Raw genomic sequence first — 24,368 nt, 5'->3', positions numbered from 1 at the left:
GGCACGCCCGAGGACGCCACCGGCGCGAGGTCGAACCCAACGCAGCACGCAGCGCGAGGCCGAAACGTCGGTCGCTTTTTTGTCGGTGGCCGCCGCTAGATTGCTCGCATGCATCGCCGTACGGACCCGCAGCCATGACAAATCTCACCGATCTGACCGCCGACGAGGCGCGCCGGGTCATCCTGCGCTCACAGGGCCTGATCGGCGCCGACGCGCGCAAGGGCGGCGTGCACGCCATGCTGCGCAGGCTGGGCGCCGTGCAACTCGACACGATCTCGGTCCTCGCCCGCTCCCACGAGCTGGTCGCATATGCCCGCCTGGGCGCGGTCGGCAGGCCCAAGGTCGAGCGCGCCTACTGGCACAACCCCGCCCAGAGCTTCGAATACTGGTGCCACGCCGCCTGCATCCTGCCCATCGAGCACTGGCCGCTCTATTCCTTCAGGCGCCGGGCCTACCGCAACCGGCGTTACCGCTGGCACGAGGTCCCCGACAGTGTGGACAAGCTCCTCGACCAGGTCCGCGAGTCGGGCCCGCTGAGGACGTCCGACGTGGGCGGCGCCAAGAACGGCGGCCCGTGGTGGGACTGGTCCGACTCCAAGATCGGCCTGGAGTGGCTGCTCGACATCGGCGAGCTGGTCTGCAGCCGCCGCGTCGGCTGGCGCCGCGTCTACGATCTGGCCGAGCGCGTGGTCCCCGCCGACGTCCTGGCCGACGACCTCTCCGACGAGGAGTGCATCGTACGGCTGGCGCGCATAGCGGGACGTTCACTGGGCGTGGCCAACAGGACCGACCTGATCGACTTCCTGCGCCTCAAGGGCCGCTACGCGGAGATCCTCGACGAGCTCCTGCTCAGCGGCGCGGCGGGCCTGGTGCCCGTGACGGTCTCGGGCTGGCCGGGCAAGAAGGGCCAGGCCAACGCCTGGGCGGACCCGGCGGCCCTGGAGTCCGAGCCGCGCGGCCGCCACCGCACGACGCTGCTGTCCCCGTTCGACTCCCTCATCTGGCACCGGGGCCGCACGGAGCGGGTGTTCGGCTTCAAATACCAGCTCGAGCTCTACGTGCCCAGGCACAAGCGCGTCCACGGCTACTTCACGATGCCGGTGCTGGCCGGCGGCCGCCTGATCGGCCGCGTCGACCCGGCCCGCGACGGCAGCACGCTGGTGGCCAGGCAACTCAGCCTGGAGCCCGGCCTCTCGACCGCCAAGTGGGCCGACGCCTTACACGAAGCCCTGTGGTCGGCGGCCGAGTGGGTGGGCTGCGACACCGTACGCGTCGAACGCGCCGACCCACCGGAGCTCCTCCCGATGCTGAGCGCACCTTGAGCTCGGCCTGGGTACGGCCTCGCCGGTAACCCCGCTACGTGATCTCCAGCATGCGCTCCCGCACCGCGTAGACCACCGCCTCCATCCGCGAATGCAGTTGCAGCTTGTCGAGGATGTTGCGCACGTGGTTCTTCACCGTGTTCTCCGAGATGAACAACTGTTTGGCGATCTCGCGGTTGTTCATCCCCTTGGCCACCAGGCGCAGGACCTCCATCTCGCGTTCGGTCAGCCGGGGCACGGGGAGCTGGGGCGGGCGTTCGGACTCCTTGCGGCTCATGGTCTGGAACTCGTTGATGAGTTTGGCCGCCATCGCCGGGTTGATTAACGACTGGCCCTCGTGCACGCCGCGCACCGCGGCCGGGACGTCGTTGATCTGGACGTCCTTGAGCAGGTAGCCGGTGGCTCCCGCCTTGATGGCCTCGAAGAGGTCTTCTTCCTCGTCGCTCACCGTCAGCATGATGATGCGGGTGCTCGGCACGGAGGCCTTGATGCCCTTCGTCGCCTCGATCCCGTCCTGCCGGGGCATGCGCACGTCCATGAGCGCGACGTCAGGCATGAGGCGATCGGCCAGTTCGACCGCCTCCTGCCCGTCGCTCGCCTCACCGACCACCTCGATGTCGGGCTCCGCAGCCAGCGCCAGCGCCAGGCTCCGCCTGATCAGCTCGTGATCGTCAACGATCAGCACGCGGATCGGCTCGCGCTCTGACGTGCGCATCTCGCCAGACTCGGTCACGAGGCCTCCTTGATCCGCCTCGCGACTGTCTTTCGCTCGCTTCGCTCGCTCATCTGAACCTGACTGAGCTCGCTCACGTCTCCTCCTCGTCGGGGGGCCAGAGCCGTTGAACCGCAATGATGGCATGGGTGCCGCGGTTCTCGGGTGGTCGAGAAGATCTTTTAGCGCGCGATCAGGGCTCTATGAGCCGCAACACGCCGTAGTTGTAGCCGCGTCTGTTGTAAACGACACACGGCTGGCCGCTCTCCTTGTCACGGAACAGGTAGAAATCGTGTCCGACCAGCTCCATCTCGAGGAGGGCCTGGTCGATGGTCATGGGTTCCGCTCTGTGGAACTTCTCCCGTACGATGAGCGGCCCTTCGCCGTCCATCTCTATCGGGACGATGTCGTCGTAGCGCTGGTCGCTCCGCTGCATCTCGTCCTCGTCGGGCTCGGCCTGCTTGGGAGCGGTCTGCTCCGTCTGGGGCGCCAGGTCGGCGGCGTCAGGGAGCGTCGCCGTGATCTCCGCCACCGAGGGCGGGCAGTGGTTGCCGTGATGAACCTTGCGCCGGTCGGCCACTCGCCTGAGGCGGCCTTCCAGCTTGTCGAGGGCCATGTCGAGGGCTACGAATCGGTCGTCGGCCGAGGCCTCGGCGCGAATCGCCGGTCCTCGAGAGTGAATGGTGAGCTCGACGCGCTCCCGCTGACCGGCGAGGCGCGGATTGCGTTCTTTCGACACCTCCACATCGACTCGGATGAGTTTGTTGTCCAGACGTTCGATCCTGGCCAGCTTGGTCGTCACGTGGTCGCGGAACCGATCACTCACTCCTGTGTGCCGGCCCTTGACGATGATGTCCATGCAACAGCCCCCCTTCGTCTAACGACTGAGCAAGAGCGCCCGACCACCTGTATGCCGGACGGGGTCTTCTGTCTGCCTTTCAGTCACCGTTCCCCTCTTCCGACTCGGCGTCACCGGGAACTCGGGTGGCACCCGCCCGGCCGACCTGGTCTTCGACCCCACATCCGCCTGCTGAGGGTCTCGCAGCTCTGTTGCCACTACTGCCCTTCTCTTCTGGCGAGGGGCATCTGACCCCTCGGGAAGGCAGGACTTATCCCTAAGCCGCACCGTGATCGGTCGACAAAGAGTCGCCTTACGTGGACCGTTTTGCCTGCGGCTGGCATCGGCTAGCAGAGTCGGGAACACCGACTCTGCGCAACCACGGACCCGAACGGGTGCCATGTCAGAACGCTATCCGTATCCAGGGCGAATGTCAGCCGGAGGATTGGCCAAAGGATCACTTTCCGTGATTTTCGAACGATCCCTAAGGGTGGTTAGATGCCCTGTTTAACCGATCGGCAACCCTTATGAGTACGCCACTCCCGTCCGCTGAGCTGCTCCACCGCATTCCCGGGGGAAGTGACATGTGACCTCCGGGTGAGGATCGCGATTTGGATCTTTCTTTACGCACCGTCACCGTAATGTCTTTCAAGATCTTCGGCGTGTCGCGGCGACGGTCACGGCCAGCGGTGCTCTCACCCCCGCCGAGCTCAGTGCCCGGGCGGCTTCCACCAGGGTGGCGCCGGTCGTGACGATGTCGTCCAGGAGCAGCGCACAGGCCGCTGGAGGGCTCTTCGCGGCGCCGGCCACCTGGAGGGACCCGGCGAGGTTGGCGCTTCTCTCCGCGGAGCTCAGGCCCGCCTGGTCCACGACCCGCCGCGCCTGCTCCAGCGCCGTCCACACCTCGGCCCGCATCCCGAACGCCCGCAGGATGCGCGCGACCAGCACCGCCAGCCGCCCCACCGGATCGTGCCCCCTGGCCCGCAGACTCCGCCGCGCACTGGGCACCGGCACGACGGCGAACGGCCCGTCCGCTTGGAAGGCCCCCGCGCTGATCGCCGTCACGGCGGTGAAGGCCAGGGCCTCTGCCAGCATCCCGGCCAGCGCCACCGCGCCACGCTCCTTGTACGCCACGACCGCCCTCCGCACGACCCCGTCGTACGTGGCCGCCGACCAGCAGTCGGGCAGGCCTGGAGGCAACGGCTCAGGCAGCCGTCTGGCGGGGGCGGCGGTCAGCTCGGCCAGGCAACCGCCGCAATACCGCGCCCCCTTGACACCGCAACCCGCGCAGGCCGGGGGAAGGACCAGATCCAGTACGGAGCTCAGCACGCGACCCAGGATGCCCGCCACCACCGACAATTCCGCCCGATGGACGGGCCTGGAGGCGGGTGCCCGTGAACGGGACGGAATGCGGGGCCGTCAGCCCAGAGGGAAGAGCGGGGCCTCGGCGTCGGGCTCGATCTTCACGTTCCACGTCTGCCGGTCCTGGTTCAGCTCGATGACCTTGGAGCCGTCGTCCGACGCCGCCAGCACGCGATCCCCCAGCGCCGCCACCGACTTGAGCCGATCCTTCAACGGCACCCCGACACTCTCCCCATCCCCCACGTTGATCTGGTTGAGGATCTGCCCGGCCTTGCTGTCGACGAGCACCAGCAGATGCTCGTCATCCCCCCAGGCCACGTCGCGGATCTCGTCCCCCTCCTCAGTGGTGGTCAGGAGCTGGAGGTTCCCCAGCATGAGACCGCCCGCGGCAGTGGTCAGCGCGCAGATCTGGACGGTGTTCTTCCCGGTCGTCACGGCCACCCGCACCCCGTCCCTGGCGATCCGCAGCCGGGTGACATCCAGCCCCTTCAACTCCTTGGGCGGTGCGACCCGCTCAGGCCCCCGCCCGCCCGCGGGGTCGTACCGCAACAAGAAACCGTTCTTCCGGTCGTACGTCCATAGGGATCCGTCCCGATGCCACGTCGGCGCCGTCAGGTCAGTGCCCTGGATGACCTCCTGCCACTGCCCCTCCCGCGTGAGACCCGCCACGGAGATGCCGGTCGAGGTCCTGGCGGCGATCAGGGCGTTGCTCTCCTTGGACAGGGCGAAGTCGGAGTAGCCCTCGCGCTGCTCTCCGGCCGGTCCTGGCACGGCGCCGGCCGGGCCGTCCTTGCCCATGAGGTGCACCGCGCCCTTGCTGACGTAGTAGGCCGTGTCGCCGCTGTCGTCCAGCCAGCGCTCGTCGGAGTTGGGCCGGTCGATGGAGTACGCCTCCCCGTCCACCAGCACCTCGATGCTGCGGCCCTTGGCGACCTCGTTCTTGTTGAGGCTGTACCTGATCTGGGCCATGAGGGAGTTCTCGCCGGTCAGGTCCAGGGGGTCGAGCGGGCCGGAGAGGTTGATCAACACGCGTTCGTCGCCGTACGTGATGGACTCGATCTTGGTGCCGGGCGGGAAGCTCGTGGTCACCGCGCCGCCCGCCAGAGCAGACGTGGGCGGTTCGAGGAGGCGTTTGAGGATGGTCTGGGCGAAGGTCTCCGTCGGCTTCAGCCGCAGGCGTACGCGGTCCACGACGAGCCGGTCCTGCGTGTTGCCGTTCAGGTAGTAGAGGTTCGTGGCCCGGTACGCGCGCGCCACGTCGGAGTTCGTGAGCAGCAGCCCGCTGGGCAGGTCGCTGACGCGGTAGCCGCCCTGCTTGTCCTTCACCAGCTCGAAGGACCTCGACCAGCCGCCGGCCGTGGGCACGTAGGAGTCGTCCTCCTTGATGCTGGCCACCCACCGGGCCTTGAGCGTGACCTTCTGCACCGCCTCCGTGCCGTCGCGCGGGCTCGGCGGCACCACCTCGAACCCGTCCTCGATCACCGTGACGGGACCCGAGGCGCTCCACTTGGCCAGCGCCTCGGGGGTCAGGTAGGTGGGCAGGATCGCCGGGTCGTCGGGGTAGGCGGCCATGGCGGCCTGCAGGCCCCTGATGATCTGCTCGGGACCCCAGTTCTTCTGGGGCGCGATGGCGATCATGCGCTGGAACGGCTTGCTCAGCGGGTCGCCGCCGCCGGCCTCGTTGACCGCGTGCGGGCCGCTCACGGGGATCACCGAGCAGCCGGCGCAGGCCACGGCCGCCGCGATCGCGACCACGGCGCCGAGCCGGCTAATCCTCGTCATGGCCGGCCCCGTCCCCGGTCGCGGGCAGCAGCACCGGCGTCATGGCCCCGCGCCACGTGCGGCGCATCTCGATCTCGGGCGGCACCAGCGACAGCGGCGAGCCCTTCAGGTCGGCCCCCGCCAGCCTGGGCAGCGTCAGCCTGAACTGCGAGCCCTCGCCCGCCTGCCCCCACGCCTGCAGCCAGCCGCCGTGCAGCGTGGCGTCCTCGCGCGAGATCGCCAGCCCGAGCCCGGTGCCGCCGATGGTCCTCGCCCGCGACGGGTCGGCCCGCCAGAACCGGTCGAACACCATCGTGTCCTCTCCGCCCTTCAGCCCGATCCCATGGTCGCGTACGGCGACGGCCACGGCGTCCCTGTCGCCCCCCACGGTGACCACGATGTCCCTGCCCTCGCCGTGCTCGATGGCGTTGAACAGCAGGTTGCGCAGGATCCGCTCGACCCTGCGGTTGTCGATCTCGGCCATGCAGGGCTCGTTGGGGAGCCTGAGCTCGAAGCGGGTCGTGTGCCGCTCGGCCAGCGCCTCGGAGTCCGCGATCGCCCGCAGCACCACGTCGCGCACGTCCACGGAGTCGAGGTCGAGCGTGGCGGCGCCGGCGTCGTAGCGGCTGATCTCCAGCAGGTCGGCCAGCATCGACTCGAACCGCTCCAGCTGGGCCTGCATGAGCTCGGCCGAGCGGGCGGCCATCGGGTCGAAGTCCTCGCGGGCGTCGTAGAGCAGGTCGGCGGCCATCCGCACGGTCGTCAGCGGGGTGCGCAGCTCGTGCGAGACGTCCGAGACGAACTGCCGCTGGACCTGCGACAACTCCTCGAGCTGGTGGATCTTCAGCGCCAGATTCGCGGCCATCTCGTTGAACGAGTTCGCCAGCCGGGCCAGGTCGTCCTCGCCGCGTACCTTGAGGCGTTCGTCCAGCTTCCCGGAGGCCAGCCGCTCGGCGGCCTGGCGCGCCAGCCGTACGGGAGAGACGACCTGGCGCGTGACCAGGTACGCGATGGCGGCGAGCAGCAACACGAGCCCGAAGCCCACCACGACGATGGCGAGCCGGACCTTGGACAGCAGCCCCTCTTCCTCGTCGAACGGGAAGAAGTGGTAGATCTCGTAGTTCTGGCCGGTGGCGGGCACGTGGACGACGCTGCCGACGATGTACGTGAGCCTGGGCTGGCTCTGGCCGGCGAACTTGATCTCCTCGATGAGCCCGACGGTCTTCTCGTACTCGAACCGCAGGATGTTGCGCTGCACGCTCAGCCGCAGGCCCATCGGCACATCGGCGGGCACGACGCTGCCGGACGCCCGCGACTGGCCGGGGGTCGTCTGGTTGAGGATCAGGACGTCGTAGCCCTTTTTGGAGCCGTCCTCGCCCGTCCCCGTGACGGTGTCCATGACGTCGTCGAGCGGGTTGGGGGAGCCCTTCTTGCCGTTGTCGGCCGGCTTGGTCTGGTCTTCGGTCTCGGGGGACAGGGCGTCGGCGATCTGCAGGCGGTCGGCGAACGCCTCGCTGACGGAGGACTGCTGGCTGCTCACCACGACCGACCTGTTGATCTGGTCGGACAGGAACGCGCCGAGCACGACCACCACGGTCACGGAGATCACCAGCGTGCTGGTGACCACCTGGAGCTGGAGTGAGCGCCGCCACACCCTGCGCGCCCGGCCCGCCGCACGACGCACCCGCCGGCGAACGCCGCCGAGAATCTGGCGGAGTGTCCGTCGGCGGGATCTCTTCTTGGTCGGGGGCATGGCAGGGCGGGGGGACGGCTAGGCGGGGCCGGCTTTGTAACCCACCCCGCGGACCGTCACCACAATCTCGGGGTGCTCGGGGTCCTTCTCGATCTTGGCTCTGAGCCGCTGGACGTGTACGTTGACCAGCCGCGTGTCGGCCGCGTGCCGGTAGCCCCACACCTGCTCGAGCAGGACTTCGCGGGTGAACACCTGGCGCGGCTTGCGGGCCAGCGCGACGAGCAGGTCGAACTCGAGGGGCGTGAGGTTGATGGTCTCCTCGCTCCGCTTGACCGAGTGGCCGGCCACGTCGATGGTGATGTCGCCGATCTGGAGGATCTCGGGGGTCGGCTCGTCGGTGCGGCGCAGCCGCGCCCGCACCCTGGCCACCAGCTCCTTCGGCTTGAACGGCTTGACGATGTAGTCGTCGGCGCCGGACTCCAGCCCGAGGACGATGTCGATCGTGTCGCTCTTGGCCGTGAGCATGACGATGGGCACGCCCGACTCAGCCCTGATCCTGCGCGCGACGTCGATGCCGTCGGCTCCCGGCAGCATCAGGTCGAGCAGCACCAGGTCCGGGCGTGTATCCCGGAACGCGTCGAGGGCCTTGTCGCCGTCTGAGACAAATGACGGCTCGAAGCCTTCTCCCCGCAGCACGATCCCCAGCATCTCGGCGAGAGCGGCGTCGTCGTCGACGACCAGCACGCGACCTTTCATGGCCCCTCATTCGTTCTACGCATTGTGGGACATACCCGCACGATCGCTGAAGGTTACCCTTGGTCGGCCCATGAACGTGACATGAGCCCAACAAAAGGCGAATTTTAGGTCCGCCCCCCGCGACCGCAATCTCAGTCTGCGGTAACAGAGCGACTTTCGGCCATCCCCGAGCGCCAACCTTGCCCGGATTCGCCCGGGAATGCGGGCAAGATGAGGTGGCGAATCCTCCCCGTGACACCAATGCCCCGCCCCGCGTGCCAGGATTGGGGATATGTCAGACGGTCACGGTCCCCCGCCCGAGACGCCATCCGGCTGGTCGGCCGAACAGCCCCCGCCCTACAGCGCCCCGCAGGCCTCGCCGTGGACCGCGCCAGGCTCGCCGCAACAGGCCCCCTACGGGCAGGCGCCTCAGCAACCCCCGCAACAACAGTCGTATGCGCCCGGGCCGCAAACACCCTATCCGCCCTATTCGCATCCGCCCTATCCGCAACCCCAGCCCGGTTACGGCTACATGCCGCCCCCGCCGCCCGCGTTGCGGCCGGGCATCATCCCGCTGCGCCCGCTGGGGCTAGGCGACATACTCGACGGCACGATCAAGCTGATCCGGTCCAACCCGAAGGCGGTGCTCGGGCTGTCGGCCGTCGCCGCCCTGCTCGCCGCCGTGCCCCTGGCCGTCGGCCAGGCGTTCCTGCTCAGCTCCGTGGGCGGCGTGCTCACCGACCCCACGAGCGCGACCGCCGCCGACGACTTCACCACCCTGTACGGCTTCGTCGCCCAATACGGCGGCACCCTGGTGTCGTACGCGGTGCAGTTCGTCGTGGTCACCCTGCTGACCGGGGTGCTGACCCGCATACTCGGCCGGGCCGTCTTCGGCGGCAACATCACCGCCGGCGAGGCCTGGCAGCTCGTCAAGGGCAGGGTCCCCGCGTTGTTCGGGGTGGTGGGGCTGATGGCGGTCATCATGCTGGTGCCCGTGATCGTCTTCGTGTTGCTCATGGTGGCGCTCGCCATGAACGCCTCCGCCGACAGCTTCGGCTGGATGGCCGCGCTGACGATCCTGTTCGTCATCGTGTACGTGGCCTACTACCTGTTCTTCAGGACCCGCTTCGCGTTCGCGTCCCCGGCCGTGGTGCTGGAGGGCAGGGGGCCGATCGACGCCATGCGGCGCTCGTGGCACCTGGTGAGCGGCGACTTCTGGCGGGTGTTCGGCATCATGCTTCTGACGTCGATTCTCGTCGGGCTCGTGGCGTCGATCCTGTCGGTGCCGTTCACGCTGGCAGGCACGATGTTCGGCATGTTCGGGGCGGGCTCGACGGTCACGACCGTCGTGTCGGCCGTGCTGATCGCGGTCGGCGGCACGCTCGGCGCGATGTTCACCTATCCGTTCGAAGCCGGGGTCGCCGGCCTGCTCTACGCCGACCGGCGGATGCGCAGCGAGGCGTTCGACCTCGTGCTGCAGACGGCGGCCATCGAGCAGCAGCGACAGGGCTGGGTGCACGCCTCGGCCGACGAGCTCTGGCACCCGTCCAACTCGGCCAGGTCGTGAGCCCGATAGACAGGGAGGAGGCCGCGCGCCGGGCGGTGCAGGAGCTCCTCAAGCCTGGCTACGAGAAGGAATCGCTGTTCGACGAGCTCTACCGGCGGGTCACGCAGTTCATGGGTGACCTGGTGGACGCGGCCACGGGTGGGGGCACGGCCGGCGGGATGATCGCGTCGGTGGTGATCGTACTGATCCTGCTCGGGGTGATCATGCTGATCTCGTGGCAGCTGCGCAGGACCGTCCGCAGGAGGAGGCTCGTGGTGGGCGGGCTGTTCGGGGAGCGGGCGATGAGCGCGGCCGAGCACCGCCAGGTCGCCGAACGGCTGGCCGCCGAGGGCCACTGGACGGAGGCCATCCAGGAACGCCTCCGGGCCATCGCCCGCGACCTGGAGGAACGCGCGCTGGTCGACGGCATGCCCGGTCGCACGGCCGACGAGCTGGCCGCGGAGGCCGCTGTGGCGCTGCCCGGCTTCGCCGCGGAGCTGGCCGCCGCCGCCCGCTCGTTCGACGACGTGACGTACGGCGGTGTGCCCGGCACCCGGGACGCCTACGAGACGATGAGCCGCCTCGACGAGCGACTCCGCCAGGCCAGACCGATCCCTGTGGGCGCCGGGGTCGCGCCGGGCGGTGGGGTGTCATGAGCGTGGTCGCGCCGCCCGCCGAGGTGGCCGGATCCTCCTCGACGTCCCCCACCGCGCGCTCCACCTGGCGGTCCGGGCGGATGATCGTGCTGCTCGGCCTGGTCATCGTGCTCGCCGCGATCATCGGGGTGCTGATCGGCCCGCAACGAGGCCCGTCACGCCCGCTCGACCCCCAGGACTCCTCCCTGGCGGGCTCCAAGGCGCTGGCCGAGCTGCTGCGCGCCCGCGGCGTCACGGTGGACCGGGTCGACTCCGTCCAGGCCGCCGCCGACAAGGCCGCGACCGGCAACCGGTTACTGCTGATCACGGACACGACGTACTTCGACGAGTCCCGCCTGTCCATGATCCCCGGCGACCGACTGATCATCGGCGACGTGTACGGCTTGGAACTGCTGGCCCCCGGCGTGCGCCTGGTTCCCGGCGCGGCGCCGCGCACCCGCTCGCGTGAGCCCGAGTGCGCGCTGCCCGCCGCCACGGCCGCTGGCAGCGCGTACATGGGCGGTGCCGCCTTCCGCGGCCCGCGGGGCACCACCGGCTGCTACCCGGCTGGCGGCGGGCACGCGCTGGTCAGCTTCCCCAACTGGGGTGGCATCACCACAGTCGTCGGCGACGGGGGCTTCCTGACCAACCAGCGCCTGGCCGAGGACGGCAACGCGGCGCTGGCGCTCAACCTGATCGGCACCGGCAGGCCCGTGACCTGGCTGGTGCGCCCCGAGACCCCGCCCGCCGGCGACCTGGCGGGCGAGCGCGGCCTGTCGATGTACGACCTGATGCCCGAGGGCATCCGCTGGGCCGTCTACATGTCGATCATCGCTCTGGCCCTCACCGCGTACTGGCGGGGCAGGCGGCTGGGTCCTGTGGTGACGGAGAAGCTGCCCGTCATCGTGCGGGCGGCCGAGACGGTCGAGGGGCGCGGCCGGCTCTACCGCGCCAGGCGCGCCAGGCAGCGGGCCGCCGACTCGCTGCGCGCGGGCACGATCGACCGGCTCACGCCCAGGCTGGGCCTCGGCTCCGGCGCGGGGGCGCAGGAGGTCGTCGCGGCGCTCGCCGCCCGTACGGGGCAGGACCCGCACCAGGTCGGCGCGGCACTGTACGGGCCGCCGCCGGCGGACGACGCCGGGCTCGTCGGGTTGGCCGGATACTTGGACTTCATCGAAAGGCAGGTCAGTGAACTCTGAGGAGACGTACCGCGTGACGGGCTCGGCCGACTCGGCCAGAGACGCGCTGAGCGCGCTGCGCGCCGAGGTGTCCAAGGCCGTGGTCGGCCAGGACGCGGTGGTGACGGGGCTGGTCATCGCGCTGCTGTGCAGGGGGCACGTGCTGCTCGAAGGCGTGCCGGGCGTGGCCAAGACGTTGATGGTGCGCACGCTGGCGGCGGCCCTGTCCATGGACTTCAAGCGGGTGCAGTTCACGCCGGACCTGATGCCGGGTGACGTGACCGGGTCGTTGATCTATGACGCGAAGACCGCGGAGTTCGAATTCCGCGAAGGGCCGGTCTTCACGAACCTGCTGCTCGCCGACGAGATCAACCGCACGCCGCCGAAGACGCAGGCGGCGCTGCTGGAGGCGATGGAGGAGCGGCAGGTCAGCGTGGAGGGCTCGGCCCGGCCGCTGCCGGACCCGTTCGTGGTGTGCGCGACCCAGAACCCCGTCGAGTACGAGGGCACGTACCAGCTTCCCGAGGCGCAACTCGACCGGTTCCTGGTCAAGCTGACCGTGCCGCTGCCGCCGCGCGAGCAGGAGATCTCGGTGCTCGACCGGCACGCCCGGGGCTTCGACCCGCGCGACCTGTCGGAGATCAAGGCCGTCGCCTCGGCGGACGACCTGGCGGCCGGCCGCGAGGCGGTGGCGCAGGTGCACGTGGCGCCAGAGGTGCTCGGCTACATCGTGGACGTGGCCCGCGCCACCAGGAACTCGCCATCGTTGCAGCTCGGCGTGTCACCCCGTGGGGCGACGGCGTTGCTGGCGGCCGCGCGGGCGTGGGCGTGGTTGTCCGGGCGGCACTACGTCACGCCGGACGACGTGAAGGCGCTGGCCAGGCCCGCGATGCGGCATCGGATCCAGCTCAGGCCCGAGGCCGAGCTGGAGGGGGCGACCGCCGACGGCCTGCTCGACGGCATCCTGGCCTCGGTCCCGGTCCCGCGCTGATGGCTCTCACCGGACTCGTGGTGGTGCGCTGATGGCTCTCACCGGACGCGCCGGGCTGGTCGCGGCGATCGGGGTCGTGGTGGTGCTGTTCGCGCCGCAGCCCGGGGCCGCGCTGGCCGGGGTCTGCCTGCTGCTGGCCGCCGCGATCATCGTGGATCTGGTGTTCGCGGGAGCCGTGCGCCCGCTCAGGTTCCACCGCTCCGGCGACACGCTGATCCGCCTGGGCCAGCGCGCCACCGTCGAGCTGATCGTCGAGAACCCGGGCGGCAGGCGCGTACGCGGCAGCCTCAGGGACGTCTGGCAACCCTCCGCCGGAGCCACCCCGCGCATCGCCGGCCTGGACGTGCCCAGGGGCGAGCGCCGCAGGATCATCATCACGCTCGACCCGACCAGGCGCGGCGATCGGTCGTCCGCGGCGGTCACGGTCCGCTCGGTCGGCCCGCTCGGCCTGGCCGCGCGCCAGGGCAACCACCGGGCGCCCTGGTCGGTACGCGTGTTGCCGCCGTTCCTGTCACGCAAGCACCTGCCGTCCAGGCTGGCCAGGCTGCGCGAGCTCGACGGGCAACATCCGGCGCTGGTGCGCGGGCAGGGCACCGAGTTCGACTCGCTGCGGGAATACGTGGTGGGCGACGACGTGCGGTCCATCGACTGGCGGGCCACCGCGCGCCGGCACGACGTGGTCGTACGCACCTGGCGGCCGGAACGCGACCGCCGCGTGCTGATCGTGCTCGACACCGGCCGCACCTCGGCGGGACGGGTGGGCGACGCGCCGATCCCCATGGCCGGGGCGGTGCCTGGTGGCGGAGGGCTCCTCGTCAGACCGGATCCGCGGCCCGCGCCCGGCTGGCCGCGGCTGGACTGGTCGATGGACGCGGCGCTGCTGCTGGCCGCGCTCGCCGCCAGGGCCGGTGACCAGGTGGACTTCCTGGCCTACGACCGGGCCGTACGCGCCTGGGTGGGCGGGGCGTCCCGGACCGAGTTGTTGTCGTCGCTGGTCAACGTGATGGCGCCGATCGAGGCCGAGCTGATCGAGGCCGACTCGCAGGGCATGGTGGCGGCCATCCTGTCGCGGGCCAAGCGGCGCTGCCTGGTCGTGCTGCTCACCGACCTGAACTCGGCGGCGCTGGACGAAGGGCTCATGCCGGTGCTGCCCCAGCTCTCCGCGCGCCACCTGGTGCTGGTGGCAGGGGTGTCCGATCCGCGGGTGGCGGCCATGGCCGGACGGCGAGGGTCGGCGGAGGAGGTCTATGACGCGGCGGCGGCCGAGCACGCCCAGCTCGGGCGCAGGCTCATCACCGCCAGGCTGCGGCGGCACGGGGTGGAGGTCGTGGACGCGCCCCCGGAGGACATCGCGCCCGCGCTGGCGGACGCGTACCTGGCGCTGAAGGCCGCGGGACGGCTCTGAGCGAGCCGGCTGCGGTTCAGACCGTGGGGGCGACGTCTGGGGCGCGTTCGAGGTCGCCGGTCTCGTGCCGGCTGAGGGCACGGCGGCCGAAGACGATCACATACGCCAGGAAGGTCACCTCGGCGAGCACGCCGATGCCCACGCGTGCCCACGTGGGCAGCCCCGACGGGGTCACGAACGCCTCGATCAGCCCCGACACGAACAGCACCACGACCAGCCCCAGCGCCACGCTCATCACTGCCCTGCCCTGCTCGGCCAGCGCCTCGACCCGCCTGCGCGGCCCGGGGTCGATGACCGTCCAGCCCAAGCGCATGCCCACGGCCGCCGCCAGGAACACTCCAGTCAGTTCGAGCAGCCCGTGCGGCAGGATCAGGCCGAAGAAGATGTCCAGTTTGTCCCTGGAGGCCATCAGACCGCCGGAGACGGCCACGTTCTCGGCATTCGCGTAGAGCGCATAGGGGATCGGGATGCCCAAGAGGACCGAGTAGACGATCATCAGTGCGGAGACCCACGCGTTGTTCACCCATACGCTGCTCGCGAAGGAGGCGGCCGGGTTCTCGGAGTAGTAGTTGGCGAAGTCCTCGTTGACGAGCCGGCTGATCTCGTCAGGAGAGGCGATCGACGCCTGGACCTCGGGATTGCCCGCCACCCACGCGCCCATCACCCAAGCGACCACCATGAACGCCGCCGCACTCGCCAGCCACCACCACCGCGCCCGGTAGGCCACCACGGGGAACGACACCGTGAAGAACCTCACCAGCTCCCGCCAGGCCGGCGCGTGCGCGCCGGTCACCGCCGACCTGCCCCTGGCCACCAGCGCGGACAGCCGCCCGGTCAGCATCGGGTCCCTGGAGGAAGAACGGACGATGGACAGATGCGTCGACACCCGCTGGTAGAGGTCCACCAGCTCGTCCACCTCGGCGCCGGTCAGCGACGAGCGGTTCTTGACGAGGTGGTCGAGCCTGTCCCATACGGGGCGGTGTGCTGTGACGAACGCATCGATGTCCACCTGAACATTGTGGCCGCTCGATCAGTGGCACATAGCCGTTAGGCTCCACATATGTCGGAGGTTGTGACCGGTGACGCCGTCGTCGTCGAAGTGCGGGTGGCCCAGATGCCCTCCCGCGCGCTGGCGATCATCATTGACATGGCCGTGCAGCTCACCGTGCTGATCGGCGCCTACGCGATCTTAGGCGCGTTCGCGGTCGTCACGGACCCGGCCATGTTCGCGGCCGTCATGATCGTGCTGCTGGTGCTGGTGATGGTCGGCTACCCCGTGCTCTTCGAGTCCATCAGCAGGGGGCGCAGCCTCGGCAAGCTGGCGCTGGGCCTGCGCGTGGTCAGCGACGACGGCAGCCCCGAGCGCTTCAGGCAGGCGCTGTTCAGGGGGCTGGCCGGGGTGCTGGAGTTCTGGCTGCTCTCCGGGGCGCCCGCGCTGATCGCCTCGCTGGTCTCGCAGCGCGGCAAGCGGCTCGGCGACGTCTTCGCGGGCACCATCGTGATCTCCGACCGGGCACCGCGCGACACGGGGCAGGTCATCGTGATGCCGCCGCCGCTGGCGAGCTGGGCGGCCACGCTGGAGCTCTCCCAGCTCCCCGACGAGGTGGCGCAGGCCGCCAGACAATACCTGTTGCGCTGGCACGACCTGACGCCGCAGGTCCAGCACGAGATGGGGGTGCGCATCGCAACCCAGACGGCGGCATTCGTCTCGCCCGCCGCGCCGGCGGGGGTGCCGCCGCACGCGTTCCTGAGCGCCGTCCTGGCCGAGCGCCGCAGGCGGGAGCAGGCACGTTTCGCGCAACGCGCCGGCACCAACGGCCAGCCGCACTACGGGCCGCCGCAAGGGCCGTACCCGGGCCCATACCCGCAGGCGGGTCCTTACCCTCAGCCGCAGCCCTATCCCCAGGTCGGCGCGCCTTACCAGCCACCGAGCGCGCCCGCGCCGGAGCCGCCGAGGGCGACTCCGGGCGGGTTCGCGCCGCCTCAGTGAGCGGGGTCAGAGCGGGTCAGTGCCCCCAGCTCCGGTAGGACTCCTGCGTCTGCACGTTCAACCGGTCGGTACGAACGTCCTTGGCGCTGTTCGTCAGCGGATCGTTGATCTTGATGATGTCGAGGCCTTCGTTGAAGTCGGCCCCGTAGATGTAGCCGTTGTAGTAGTAGGCGGACCAGATGCCGCCGCCACCGCCGGCCGCGCGGGGACCGCGTTCGAAGTAGCCGATCTCCCTCGGGTGGGCGGCGTCGGTGAAGTCCCAGATCGACAACCCGCCCATGTACCAGGCCTGGACCATGATGTCGCGGCCCTTGACCGGGATCAGCGAGCCGTTGTGCGCCACGCAGTTCTCGCTGTCGGCCTGGAAGCGCGGGATCTTGAAGTAGCTCTTGAACGTGAACTGCCCGTTCGAGACGTCGTAGATCGCGTCCGCGCCGCGGTTGGGCCCGGTGGCCTCGTTGCAGGTTGCCGCGCCGCCACCGCCGAGCTCGTCGGTGAAGACGACCTTCCTGGCGTCGTTGGTGAACGTGGCCGAGTGCCAGAACGCGAAGTTCTGATCCGTGGTCCGGGCGGTGACCTTGGGGTTCAGCCGGTCGGAGATGTCGAACAACACGCCGTCACCCATGCACGCGCCCGCCGCGATGTCCTTCTCGGCGTAGGCGGTGATGTCGTGGCAGCCGCTGGTCGGGATGAGCAGGCCCGGCTGGGTCTCGTTGCCGCCGTCGGGGAAGACGACCGGGGTGGCCGCGACGGCCGCGGCGGTCGGGTTCCTGAGCGGCACCTTGATGATCGAGATCTTGTCGTGCGGCGGCAGGCAGTCCGGGAAGTTGGCCGCCGGCGAGTAGGACGAGACGTAGATGTAGACGTTCTTGGTCAGGTCACGGCCCTTGCCCGGCACCAGGGTCAGGGTGTGGGAGCCGCAGTTGGTCTCGACGGACTTGATGTACTTCGGATTCGCCTTGTCGGAGACGTCGAAGATGCGTACGCCCTCCCAGGACTCCTTGACCGAGGCGGGCTGGGCGGTGCTGGCGCACGAGTCGTTGTTGCGTGAGGAGTCGACGGCGGTGAACAGCAGGTTGCCGTACACGGTCACGTCCATCTGCGAGCCTGGGCAGACGACGGAGCTGACGACCTTGGCCTTCTTGGGGTTCCTGATGTCGTAGATCGAGAAGCCGCCGTAGTTGCCGACGTAGGCGTAGTCGCCCTGGAAGGCGATGTCGGTGTTGATCGTGGCGGCGATCGGGGCGGGCTTCGGGATATTCAGGACGTGGGATACGTTCTGGCTGGTCACGACGGTGTCGGGCGGCGGGATGTCGTTGGCCAGCGCGGGCGTCGCCGTCAGCGCTAACGCGACGGCCGCCCCGGCCATGACGAGGGCACGGCGCGGATTGAACACTCGGGAGCCTCCTTGATCACGTGTGTCCGAATAACGACACAAGTGCCCCAAATCCTGAACCTCAACTTCCTTCCTCACCAGATGTCACGTTGTCAAAAAATTTCATGACTTGATGGCTTGCAAGCTGTTTGCCGCCGACGTACGGTATTTGGCTTTTGACAGCCGAAGGCGGCGAGGACCCGGGGTCCTCGCCGCCTTCGGGTGGATCAGTGCCGCGGGTGGATCAGTGATCGTGGCCGTGGCCGCGCTCGGAGTACGACGGCTGGGTCTGGACGTTCAGCAGGTTCTGCTTGACGCCGTTCGCCTTGTTCGTACGCCAGTCGTTGATCTTCAGCACATCGAGGCCCAGGTTGAAGTCGGAGCCGTAGATGTAGCCGTTGTAGTAGTACGCCGACCAGAAGCCGCCGCTGAGTGCCGGAGCGGTGTTGTCCGGGCCCCGCTCGAAGAAGGCGATCTCCTGCGGGTGCGCCGAGTCGGTGAAGTCGACCACCGAGATGCCGCCCTGGTACCACGCCTGCACCATGATGTCGCGGCCCTTGACCGGGATCAGCGAGCCGTTGTGCGCCACGCAGTTCTCGGTGTCGGCCTGGTAGCGCCCGATCTTGAAGTAGCTCTTGAACTGGAGCTGTCCGTTCACGATGTCGTAGTACGCGTTGGCACCCTTGTTCGGGCCGATGGCCTCGTTGCAGGTGGCCCTGGTGCCGCCGCCGAGCTCGTCGGTGAAGATGACCTTCGTGCCGTCGTTGTTGAAGGTGGCCGAGTGCCAGAAGGCGAAGTTCACCTCGTCGCGGACGGTGGCGGTGACCTTGGGCTGCTCGGGGTTGCGGATGTCGAGCAGGATGCCCTCACCCATGCACGCGCCCGCCGCGATGCCCTTCTCCGGGTAGGCCGTGATGTCGTGGCAACCCGTGGTGGCGGACTTGCCGTTGGGGTAGGACCCCGGCACGCCGGGGAAGCCGCCCTCGGGGAACAGGACCGGCGTCGCGATGACCGAGGCGGCCGTCGGGTTCTTCAGCGGAACCTTGACGATCGAGATCAGGTCGTGCGGCGTCTTGCAGTCCGGGAACGAGTCGTTCGGGCCGTAGGAGGAGATGTAGATGTAGACGTTCTTGCCCCACCTGTCCGGCACCAGGGTGTGCGTGTGGGAGCCGCAGTTCGTCTCGACCGACTTGATGTACGTCGGGTTGGCCTTGTCGGAGACGTCGAAGATGCGGATGCCCTCCCACGACTCCTTGACCGAGGCGGGCTGCGTGGTGCTGCTGCAAGAGTCGTTGTTACGGGAGGAGTCGACGGAGCCGAACAGCAGGTTGCCGTAGACGGACATGTCCATCTGTCCGCCGGGGCAGACCACGGAGCTGACGACCGACGTCTTCTTCGGGTTCTTGATGTTGTAGATCGAGAAGCCGGAGTAGTTGCCGACGTACGCGTAGTCGTCCTGGAAGGCCATGTCCGTGTTGATGTCGGTCAGGGCTTCGGGCTTGGGCACGTTGGTGACGTGCTGGATGTTGGGGCTCATGACGATCGCGCCGGGAGCCGGGATGTCCGCAGCCTGAGCCGACACGGTAGTGCCGGCCATCGCGACGAAAGCCGCGATAAGGATGACCGCTCTGCGGGGGGTGAACACTCGGGAACCTCCGATAAAGGGGGCATAAATCTACGTAATCTTCGCGTCCCCGGGCTCCGAAGGCCAGCGTCCAAACTGTCAATTTTTGTTCCGGTTCGCCCCCTTTCAATCGGTATCCTTATGTCCTAGAGTGCCTTTTCTCAACCGAGTCAGTCAGGGAGGCTGGGTGCGCGGCGCGCTCATCGTCATCGTGGGCACGGTCGTTGCCCTTGCCGGCTGTAGCTCCAGCACCACCCCGCAGGCGCCGCGGGCCGACTCGACCGCGCCCGTGATCGCTCCCGGGCGCCCCGGCGAGCAGGCCAAGACGCTGTCGCCCGCCGAGGCCGCCACCGCCGTGCCCGCGCCGACCGCGAACGCCGCCGACGTCACGTACGTCCAGGACATGATCGTCCATCATCAGCAGGCCCTGGACATGGCGCTCCTGGTGCCGACCAGGGCCGACTCGGCCAAGCTCAAGGGCCTGGCCGACCGGATCAAGGCCGCCCAGGGCCCGGAGATCCAGTACATGACCACCTGGCTACGGGAGCAGGAGCAGAAGGTGCCCGACCACCACGCGGCGCACGACGGGATGCCGGGGATGGCCACGCCCGAGCAGGTGGAGGCGCTGAAGGCGGCCACGGGCAAGGACTTCGACCGGATGTTCCTGCAGCTCATGATCAACCACCATCTGGGCGCGATCAAGATGTCGGAGCAGGTACTGACGAGCGGGTCCCACATCAAGATCGAGGAGCTGGCCAACGAGGTCAGCGTGGAGCAGACGGCGGAGATCCGCCGCATGCAGGAGATGCAGGCGGCCCAGTAGCCGCTGCTGGAAGCCGCTCAGGCCCTCCGACGGGCCGGCTCAAGAAGCCCAGGCCGGTTCAGGAGCCCACTCGCCAGGAGTGCAGGTAGTCCTCCTGCTCGTCGGTGAGCGTGTCGATGCCGATGCCGGTGGCGGCCAGCTTGAGTCTGGCCACCTCGTGGTCGATCTCCGACGGCACATCGTAGACGCCGGGCTCCAGGTTCGCCCGCTCGCCGACCAGCCACGCCACGGCGAGGGCCTGCGCGGAGAACGACATGTCCATGACGGCCGCCGGATGCCCTTCGGCGGCGGTGAGGTTGACCAGCCGCCCCTCGGCGAGCAACAGCAGCCTGCGACCGTCGGGCATGACGTACTCGTCGGTGTTGGGCCGTACGCCCCGGTGCACCTCGTGGGCCAGCTCGTCCAGCGCCCGCACGTCGATCTCCACGTCGAAGTGCCCGGCGTTGGCCAGGATCGCGCCGTCCCGCATCACCGACAGGTGCTCGGCCCTGATCACGTCGCGGTTGCCGGTCACGGTGACGAACAGGTCGCCGAGCAGCGCCGCCTGGGCCATCGGCCGCACCTCGTAGCCCTGCAGGGTCGCGTCGAGCGCCTTCACGGCGTCGATCTCGGTCACGATCACCCGCGCCCCGAACCCCTTGGCCCGCTCGGCCACCCCCCGCCCGCAGAACCCGAACCCGGCCACAACCAGGGTACGGCCCGCCAGCATGGTGTTGGTGGCCCGCATGATCCCGTCGAGCGTGGACTGCCCGGTGCCGTACCGGTTGTCGAACATGCGCTTGGTCCGCGTGTCGTTCACCGCCACGACCGGAAACCGCAGCGCGCCCTCGGCGGCCATCTGCCGCAGCCTGATGATCCCGGTGGTGGTCTCCTCACACCCGCCGGTGACACGTTCGAGCAGGTCAGTACGCTCGGTGTGGAGGATGTTGACGAGATCGCACCCGTCGTCGAGCACGAGATCCGGCTCGAGATCGAGCGCCCGATGGATGTGCCGGTAATAGGTGGCACGATCCACCCCGGCCCGCGCGTGCACGGCCATCCCGTAAGCCCGCAGGGACTCGGCGACGTCGTCCTGGGTGGACAAGGGATTGGAGGCGGCCAGGGCGATCTCGGCGCCGCCCGCCTTCAAAGCACCCATCAGCACGGCGGTCTCAGCGGTGACGTGCAGGCAGGCGGCGATCTTCACCCCGTCGAGCGGCCGTTCGAGGCCGAACCGCTCCCCGATCGCCGTCAACACCGGCATCGAACGAGCGGCCCAGGAGATCTGCCGCTCACCGCTATCACTGAGATCCATGGCCAGCCTTCGAGCGAAGAACGCGGCCAAGCAGGCGCTTCGTCACGGCGCTCAGCCCGTGAGCCTTCACGACCGGCCATGACAGACGGAAACCGGCGTCGGCGCGTGCGGGCAACTTGGCCTGCGTACAAGGTGGGTGTGTTGAGCGCTCTGAAAGAGCGCGCCTGTGACGGAAAGCTTACGTCGGCGAGAACGATACGGCTCCGGGAGGCGAGAACCCCCCTCCCGGAGCAGCAACGATCACATCTAGTACCGGTAGTGGTCGGACTTGTAGGGGCCTTCGACGTGGACGCCGATGTAGGCGGCCTGTTCCTTGCTGAGCTCGGTGAGCTTGACGCCCAGGGCGTCCAGGTGCAGGCGGGCGACCTTCTCGTCCAGGTGCTTGGGCAGGGTGTAGACGCCGATCGGGTATTCCGACGTCTTCGCGAACAGCTCGATCTGCGCGATCACCTGGTTGGTGAACGAGTTGGACATGACGAAGCTCGGGTGGCCGGTCGCGCAGCCGAGGTTCATCAGCCGGCCCTCGGCCAGCACGATGATCGAGTGCCCGTCCTCGAAGACCCACTCGTCGACCTGCGGCTTGATGTTGTTCTTGACGATGCCGGGCAGCTTGGCCAGGCCCGCCATGTCGATCTCGTTGTCGAAGTGGCCGATGTTCGAGACGATCGCCTGGTGCTTCATCTTCGCCATGTGCGCGGCGGTGATGATGTTGAAGTTGCCGGTGGCGGAGACGAAGATGTCCGCGATGCCGACGATCTCGTCCAGCGTGGTCACCTGGAAGCCGTCCATGGCCGCCTGGAGCGCGCAGATCGGGTCGATCTCGGTCACGATGACGCGGGCGCCCTGGCCGCGCAGCGCGTCGGCGCAGCCCTTGCCGACGTCTCCGTAACCGCAGACCACGGCCACCTTGCCGCCGATCAGCACGTCGGTGGCGCGGTTGAGGCCGTCGATGACGGAGTGGCGGCAGCCGTACTTGTTGTCGAACTTGGACTTGGTGACCGAGTCGTTGACGTTGATGGCCGGGAAGAGGAGCTGGCCGTCCTTGTGCATCTCGTAGAGGCGGTGCACGCCGGTGGTCGTCTCCTCGGTGACGCCCTTGATACTCTCGGCGATCGTGGTCCAGCGCTTGTCGTCGCCGACCGTGCGAGTGAGCAGGTCGATGATGACGTGCCACTCCTCCGGGTCGTCGGCGGTGGCGGCGGGCACCGCGCCGGCCTTCTCATATTCGGCGCCCTTGTGCACGAGGAGCGTGGCGTCGCCGCCGTCGTCCAGGATCATGTTGGGCGCGTCGCCGTTCGGCCAGGTGAGGGCCTGCTCGGTGCACCACCAGTACTCCTCCAGCGTCTCGCCCTTCCAGGCGAACACCGGCACGCCCTGCGGGTCGTCGACGGTGCCGTTGGGGCCGACGACCACCGCGGCGGCGGCGTGGTCCTGCGTGGAGAAGATGTTGCAGCTGACCCAGCGGACCTCGGCGCCGAGCGCCACGAGCGTCTCGATGAGGACGGCGGTCTGGATCGTCATGTGCAGGGAGCCCATGATCTTCGCGCCGGACAAAGGTCGCGTATCCGAGTATTCGCGGCGGACCGCCATGAGGCCGGGCATCTCGTGCTCGGCGAGCCGGATCTCCTTGCGGCCGAAGTCGGCAAGTGAAAGGTCTGCGACCTTGAAGTCCATCGGTTTTCCCCTCGCGTCACGGATGTCGTCGCGAACGAGTGTAGGTGGCTCTCGGGCGGGGGCGCACCACGACAACGTTGAAACTGACGTAAGAATGTAAGAATGCGCATCACGGAAGCAGCCAAGCGGCTCGGCATGTCCCCTCGAATGCTCCGATACCGGGAGGCACTCGGCCTGCTGCCGCCGGTACGGGAGCAGGGAGCGCACCGGCGGTTCGGGCCCGACGAGCTGGCCGCCGTGGCGCAGGGGGTGGAGCTGGAGAAGCGGTTCGACGTGTCGCCGGCCGAGCTGGCGTTCGCGTTGCGGGTGCTGAGCGAGCCCGGGGTGGCGGCGGCCGTACGCGATCTCGGGGTGCGGATCGGGCGCATCCAGGTGCCGCGCAGGGCCCTGGACTTCGAGAAGGAGAAGGCCCTGCGGCTGCTACGCCCGTCCGGCAGGTGAGCTATCCGGCTGTGGTGCTGCGGGACCTGTCGAGGTCCGGCTCCAGGTAGATGACCCGGGCGATCGGCACGGCCTCGCGGATGCGCCGCTCGGCCTCGTCGATGCCCCGGGCCACTTCGCCGGCCGAGTCGTCGTGCGAGACCGCGATCTTGGCCCCCACCAGCAGCTCCTCCGGCCCGAGGTGCAGCGTGCGCATGTGGATGATCCTGGCCACCTCGGGCGCGCTCTCCAGCGCGACCCGGATCCGCTCCTCCATCTCGGACGTGGCGCCCTCACCGACCAGCAGCGACTTGGTCTCCATGGCCAGCACGATCGCGATCACGGCCAGCAGCACGCCGATCATCAGGGTGCCGATGCCGTCCCAGACGCCGTCGCCGGTGATGACCGCCATCGTCACGCCGAACAACGCGAAGATCAGGCCGAATAGCGCGCCCAGGTCCTCCAGCAGGATGACCGGCAACTCGGGCGACTTGGACCGGCGGATGAAGGAGACCCACGACTGGTTGCCGCGTACGGCGTTCGACTCCCTGATCGCCGTACGGAACGAGAACCCCTCGGCGATGATCGCGAAGATCAGCACCGCGAAGGCCCAGATGGGCGACTCCACCGGGTGCGGGTCGGAGAGCTTGTGCACACCCTCGTAGATCGAGAACGCCGCGCCGATCGTGAACAGCACCACGGCCACCACGAAGGCGTAGAAGTAACGTTCGCGGCCGTAGCCGAAGGGATGTTCCTTGGTGCTGGCCCGCGCCGCCCGCTTGCCACCGACCAGCAGCAGCACCTGGTTGCCCGAGTCGGCGACCGAGTGGATGCCCTCCGCGAGCATCGACGAGGACCCGGTGAAGGTCGCGGCCACGAACTTGGCGACGGCGATCGCCAGGTTCGCGGTCAACGCCGCAATGATTGCTTTCGTACCGCCACTCGCGCTCACCGGTTTACTCCACTCATAAGATCACCTACATAGGGCCT

21 protein-coding genes are annotated in these 24,368 nt (G+C 68.9%); 9 read left to right on the top strand and 12 right to left on the bottom strand.

The window, feature by feature from the left end; genetic code table 11:
* Positions 1–134 precede the first annotated feature (134 nt).
* A complete protein-coding gene (locus ACFLIM_RS10280) occupies positions 135–1,322 on the top strand; it encodes a winged helix-turn-helix domain-containing protein (RefSeq protein WP_393164229.1) in 1,188 nt (395 codons plus the stop codon).
* Between the two features lie 34 nt (positions 1,323–1,356).
* On the opposite strand, the gene ACFLIM_RS10275 is transcribed toward ACFLIM_RS10280, so the two are convergent.
* The 6 genes from ACFLIM_RS10275 to mtrA all read right to left on the bottom strand — a co-directional run bounded on the left by ACFLIM_RS10275 (position 1,357) and on the right by mtrA (position 8,444).
* The gene (locus tag ACFLIM_RS10275) at positions 1,357–2,037 is read right to left on the bottom strand and encodes a response regulator (protein WP_393164428.1); all 681 of its coding nucleotides are present in this window, start codon (positions 2,035–2,037) and stop codon (positions 1,357–1,359) included.
* Positions 2,038–2,227: 190 nt separating this feature from the next.
* Positions 2,228–2,893 carry a ribosome hibernation-promoting factor, HPF/YfiA family gene (hpf, locus tag ACFLIM_RS10270; protein ID WP_393164228.1) on the bottom strand — a complete coding sequence of 222 codons (666 nt, stop codon included), beginning with the start codon at positions 2,891–2,893 and terminating at the stop codon, positions 2,228–2,230.
* Between the two features lie 627 nt (positions 2,894–3,520).
* On the bottom strand, positions 3,521–4,201 hold the full coding sequence (locus ACFLIM_RS10265; protein ID WP_393164227.1) for a ComF family protein: 681 nt from the start codon (positions 4,199–4,201) through the stop codon (positions 3,521–3,523).
* Between the two features lie 90 nt (positions 4,202–4,291).
* Complete coding sequence (locus ACFLIM_RS10260) at positions 4,292–6,016, bottom strand: LpqB family beta-propeller domain-containing protein (protein ID WP_393164226.1); 1,725 nt, start codon at positions 6,014–6,016, stop codon at positions 4,292–4,294.
* Positions 6,003–7,748: an MtrAB system histidine kinase MtrB gene (gene mtrB, locus ACFLIM_RS10255; RefSeq protein WP_393164225.1), complete on the bottom strand. Its 1,746-nt coding sequence runs from the start codon at positions 7,746–7,748 to the stop codon at positions 6,003–6,005. Before mtrB ends, ACFLIM_RS10260 begins: the two co-directional genes overlap by 14 nt.
* 18 nt (positions 7,749–7,766) lie before the next feature.
* Positions 7,767–8,444: an MtrAB system response regulator MtrA gene (gene mtrA / locus ACFLIM_RS10250; RefSeq protein ID WP_379531478.1), complete on the bottom strand. Its 678-nt coding sequence runs from the start codon at positions 8,442–8,444 to the stop codon at positions 7,767–7,769.
* A 271-nt stretch (positions 8,445–8,715) separates the two neighbouring features.
* Between mtrA and ACFLIM_RS10245 the strand changes: the two genes are divergently transcribed.
* From ACFLIM_RS10245 to ACFLIM_RS10225, 5 genes are read left to right on the top strand one after another with little or no spacing between them, the layout of a single operon-like run.
* The gene (locus tag ACFLIM_RS10245; RefSeq protein ID WP_393164224.1) at positions 8,716–9,990 is read left to right on the top strand and encodes a glycerophosphoryl diester phosphodiesterase membrane domain-containing protein; all 1,275 of its coding nucleotides are present in this window, start codon (positions 8,716–8,718) and stop codon (positions 9,988–9,990) included.
* On the top strand, positions 9,987–10,625 hold the full coding sequence (locus ACFLIM_RS10240; RefSeq protein ID WP_393164223.1) for a DUF4129 domain-containing protein: 639 nt from the start codon (positions 9,987–9,989) through the stop codon (positions 10,623–10,625). The genes ACFLIM_RS10245 and ACFLIM_RS10240 overlap by 4 nt, the downstream gene beginning before the upstream one ends.
* On the top strand, positions 10,622–11,803 hold the full coding sequence (locus tag ACFLIM_RS10235; protein WP_393164222.1) for a DUF4350 domain-containing protein: 1,182 nt from the start codon (positions 10,622–10,624) through the stop codon (positions 11,801–11,803). Before ACFLIM_RS10240 ends, ACFLIM_RS10235 begins: the two co-directional genes overlap by 4 nt.
* Positions 11,793–12,773 carry an AAA family ATPase gene (locus ACFLIM_RS10230; protein ID WP_393164221.1) on the top strand — a complete coding sequence of 327 codons (981 nt, stop codon included), beginning with the start codon at positions 11,793–11,795 and terminating at the stop codon, positions 12,771–12,773. Before ACFLIM_RS10235 ends, ACFLIM_RS10230 begins: the two co-directional genes overlap by 11 nt.
* Before the next feature lie 31 nt (positions 12,774–12,804).
* Positions 12,805–14,178 (top strand): DUF58 domain-containing protein, encoded by a 1,374-nt coding sequence (locus ACFLIM_RS10225; RefSeq protein ID WP_393164220.1) that lies wholly within the window; start codon positions 12,805–12,807, stop codon positions 14,176–14,178.
* A 16-nt stretch (positions 14,179–14,194) separates the two neighbouring features.
* Here ACFLIM_RS10225 and ACFLIM_RS10220 read toward each other — a convergent pair whose 3' ends face one another.
* Positions 14,195–15,187 (bottom strand): stage II sporulation protein M, encoded by a 993-nt coding sequence (locus tag ACFLIM_RS10220; RefSeq protein WP_393164219.1) that lies wholly within the window; start codon positions 15,185–15,187, stop codon positions 14,195–14,197.
* 51 nt (positions 15,188–15,238) lie between these two features.
* Between ACFLIM_RS10220 and ACFLIM_RS10215 the strand changes: the two genes are divergently transcribed.
* Positions 15,239–16,168 carry an RDD family protein gene (locus tag ACFLIM_RS10215; RefSeq protein ID WP_393164218.1) on the top strand — a complete coding sequence of 310 codons (930 nt, stop codon included), beginning with the start codon at positions 15,239–15,241 and terminating at the stop codon, positions 16,166–16,168.
* 16 nt (positions 16,169–16,184) lie between these two features.
* On the opposite strand, the gene ACFLIM_RS10210 is transcribed toward ACFLIM_RS10215, so the two are convergent.
* Together ACFLIM_RS10210 and ACFLIM_RS10205 are read right to left on the bottom strand one after the other, a co-directional pair.
* Positions 16,185–17,537, bottom strand: coding sequence for an LVIVD repeat-containing protein (locus ACFLIM_RS10210; protein ID WP_393164427.1), 1,353 nt, complete (start codon positions 17,535–17,537; stop codon positions 16,185–16,187).
* A gap of 250 nt (positions 17,538–17,787) precedes the next feature.
* The gene (locus tag ACFLIM_RS10205; RefSeq protein WP_393164217.1) at positions 17,788–19,188 is read right to left on the bottom strand and encodes an LVIVD repeat-containing protein; all 1,401 of its coding nucleotides are present in this window, start codon (positions 19,186–19,188) and stop codon (positions 17,788–17,790) included.
* Between the two features lie 166 nt (positions 19,189–19,354).
* Between ACFLIM_RS10205 and ACFLIM_RS10200 the strand changes: the two genes are divergently transcribed.
* The gene (locus tag ACFLIM_RS10200) at positions 19,355–19,990 is read left to right on the top strand and encodes a DUF305 domain-containing protein (protein WP_393164216.1); all 636 of its coding nucleotides are present in this window, start codon (positions 19,355–19,357) and stop codon (positions 19,988–19,990) included.
* 58 nt (positions 19,991–20,048) lie between these two features.
* Here ACFLIM_RS10200 and ACFLIM_RS10195 read toward each other — a convergent pair whose 3' ends face one another.
* Positions 20,049–21,284 (bottom strand): adenosylhomocysteinase, encoded by a 1,236-nt coding sequence (locus ACFLIM_RS10195; protein WP_393164215.1) that lies wholly within the window; start codon positions 21,282–21,284, stop codon positions 20,049–20,051.
* A 246-nt stretch (positions 21,285–21,530) separates the two neighbouring features.
* A complete protein-coding gene (ahcY, locus tag ACFLIM_RS10190) occupies positions 21,531–22,958 on the bottom strand; it encodes an adenosylhomocysteinase (RefSeq protein WP_393164214.1) in 1,428 nt (475 codons plus the stop codon).
* A 102-nt stretch (positions 22,959–23,060) separates the two neighbouring features.
* On the opposite strand from ahcY, the gene ACFLIM_RS10185 reads away from it, so the two are divergent.
* Complete coding sequence (locus ACFLIM_RS10185) at positions 23,061–23,399, top strand: MerR family transcriptional regulator (RefSeq protein ID WP_393164213.1); 339 nt, start codon at positions 23,061–23,063, stop codon at positions 23,397–23,399.
* A gap of 1 nt (position 23,400) precedes the next feature.
* On the opposite strand, the gene ACFLIM_RS10180 is transcribed toward ACFLIM_RS10185, so the two are convergent.
* Positions 23,401–24,330, bottom strand: a complete 930-nt coding sequence (locus tag ACFLIM_RS10180; RefSeq protein ID WP_393164212.1) for a cation diffusion facilitator family transporter — start codon at positions 24,328–24,330, stop codon at positions 23,401–23,403.
* Between the last annotated feature and the right edge of the window lie 38 nt (positions 24,331–24,368).

It is taken from the genome of Nonomuraea marmarensis, from assembly GCF_043197025.1.
GTDB lineage: Bacteria > Actinomycetota > Actinomycetes > Streptosporangiales > Streptosporangiaceae > Nonomuraea > Nonomuraea marmarensis.
This window is presented reverse-complemented; position numbering and strand designations above follow the sequence as displayed.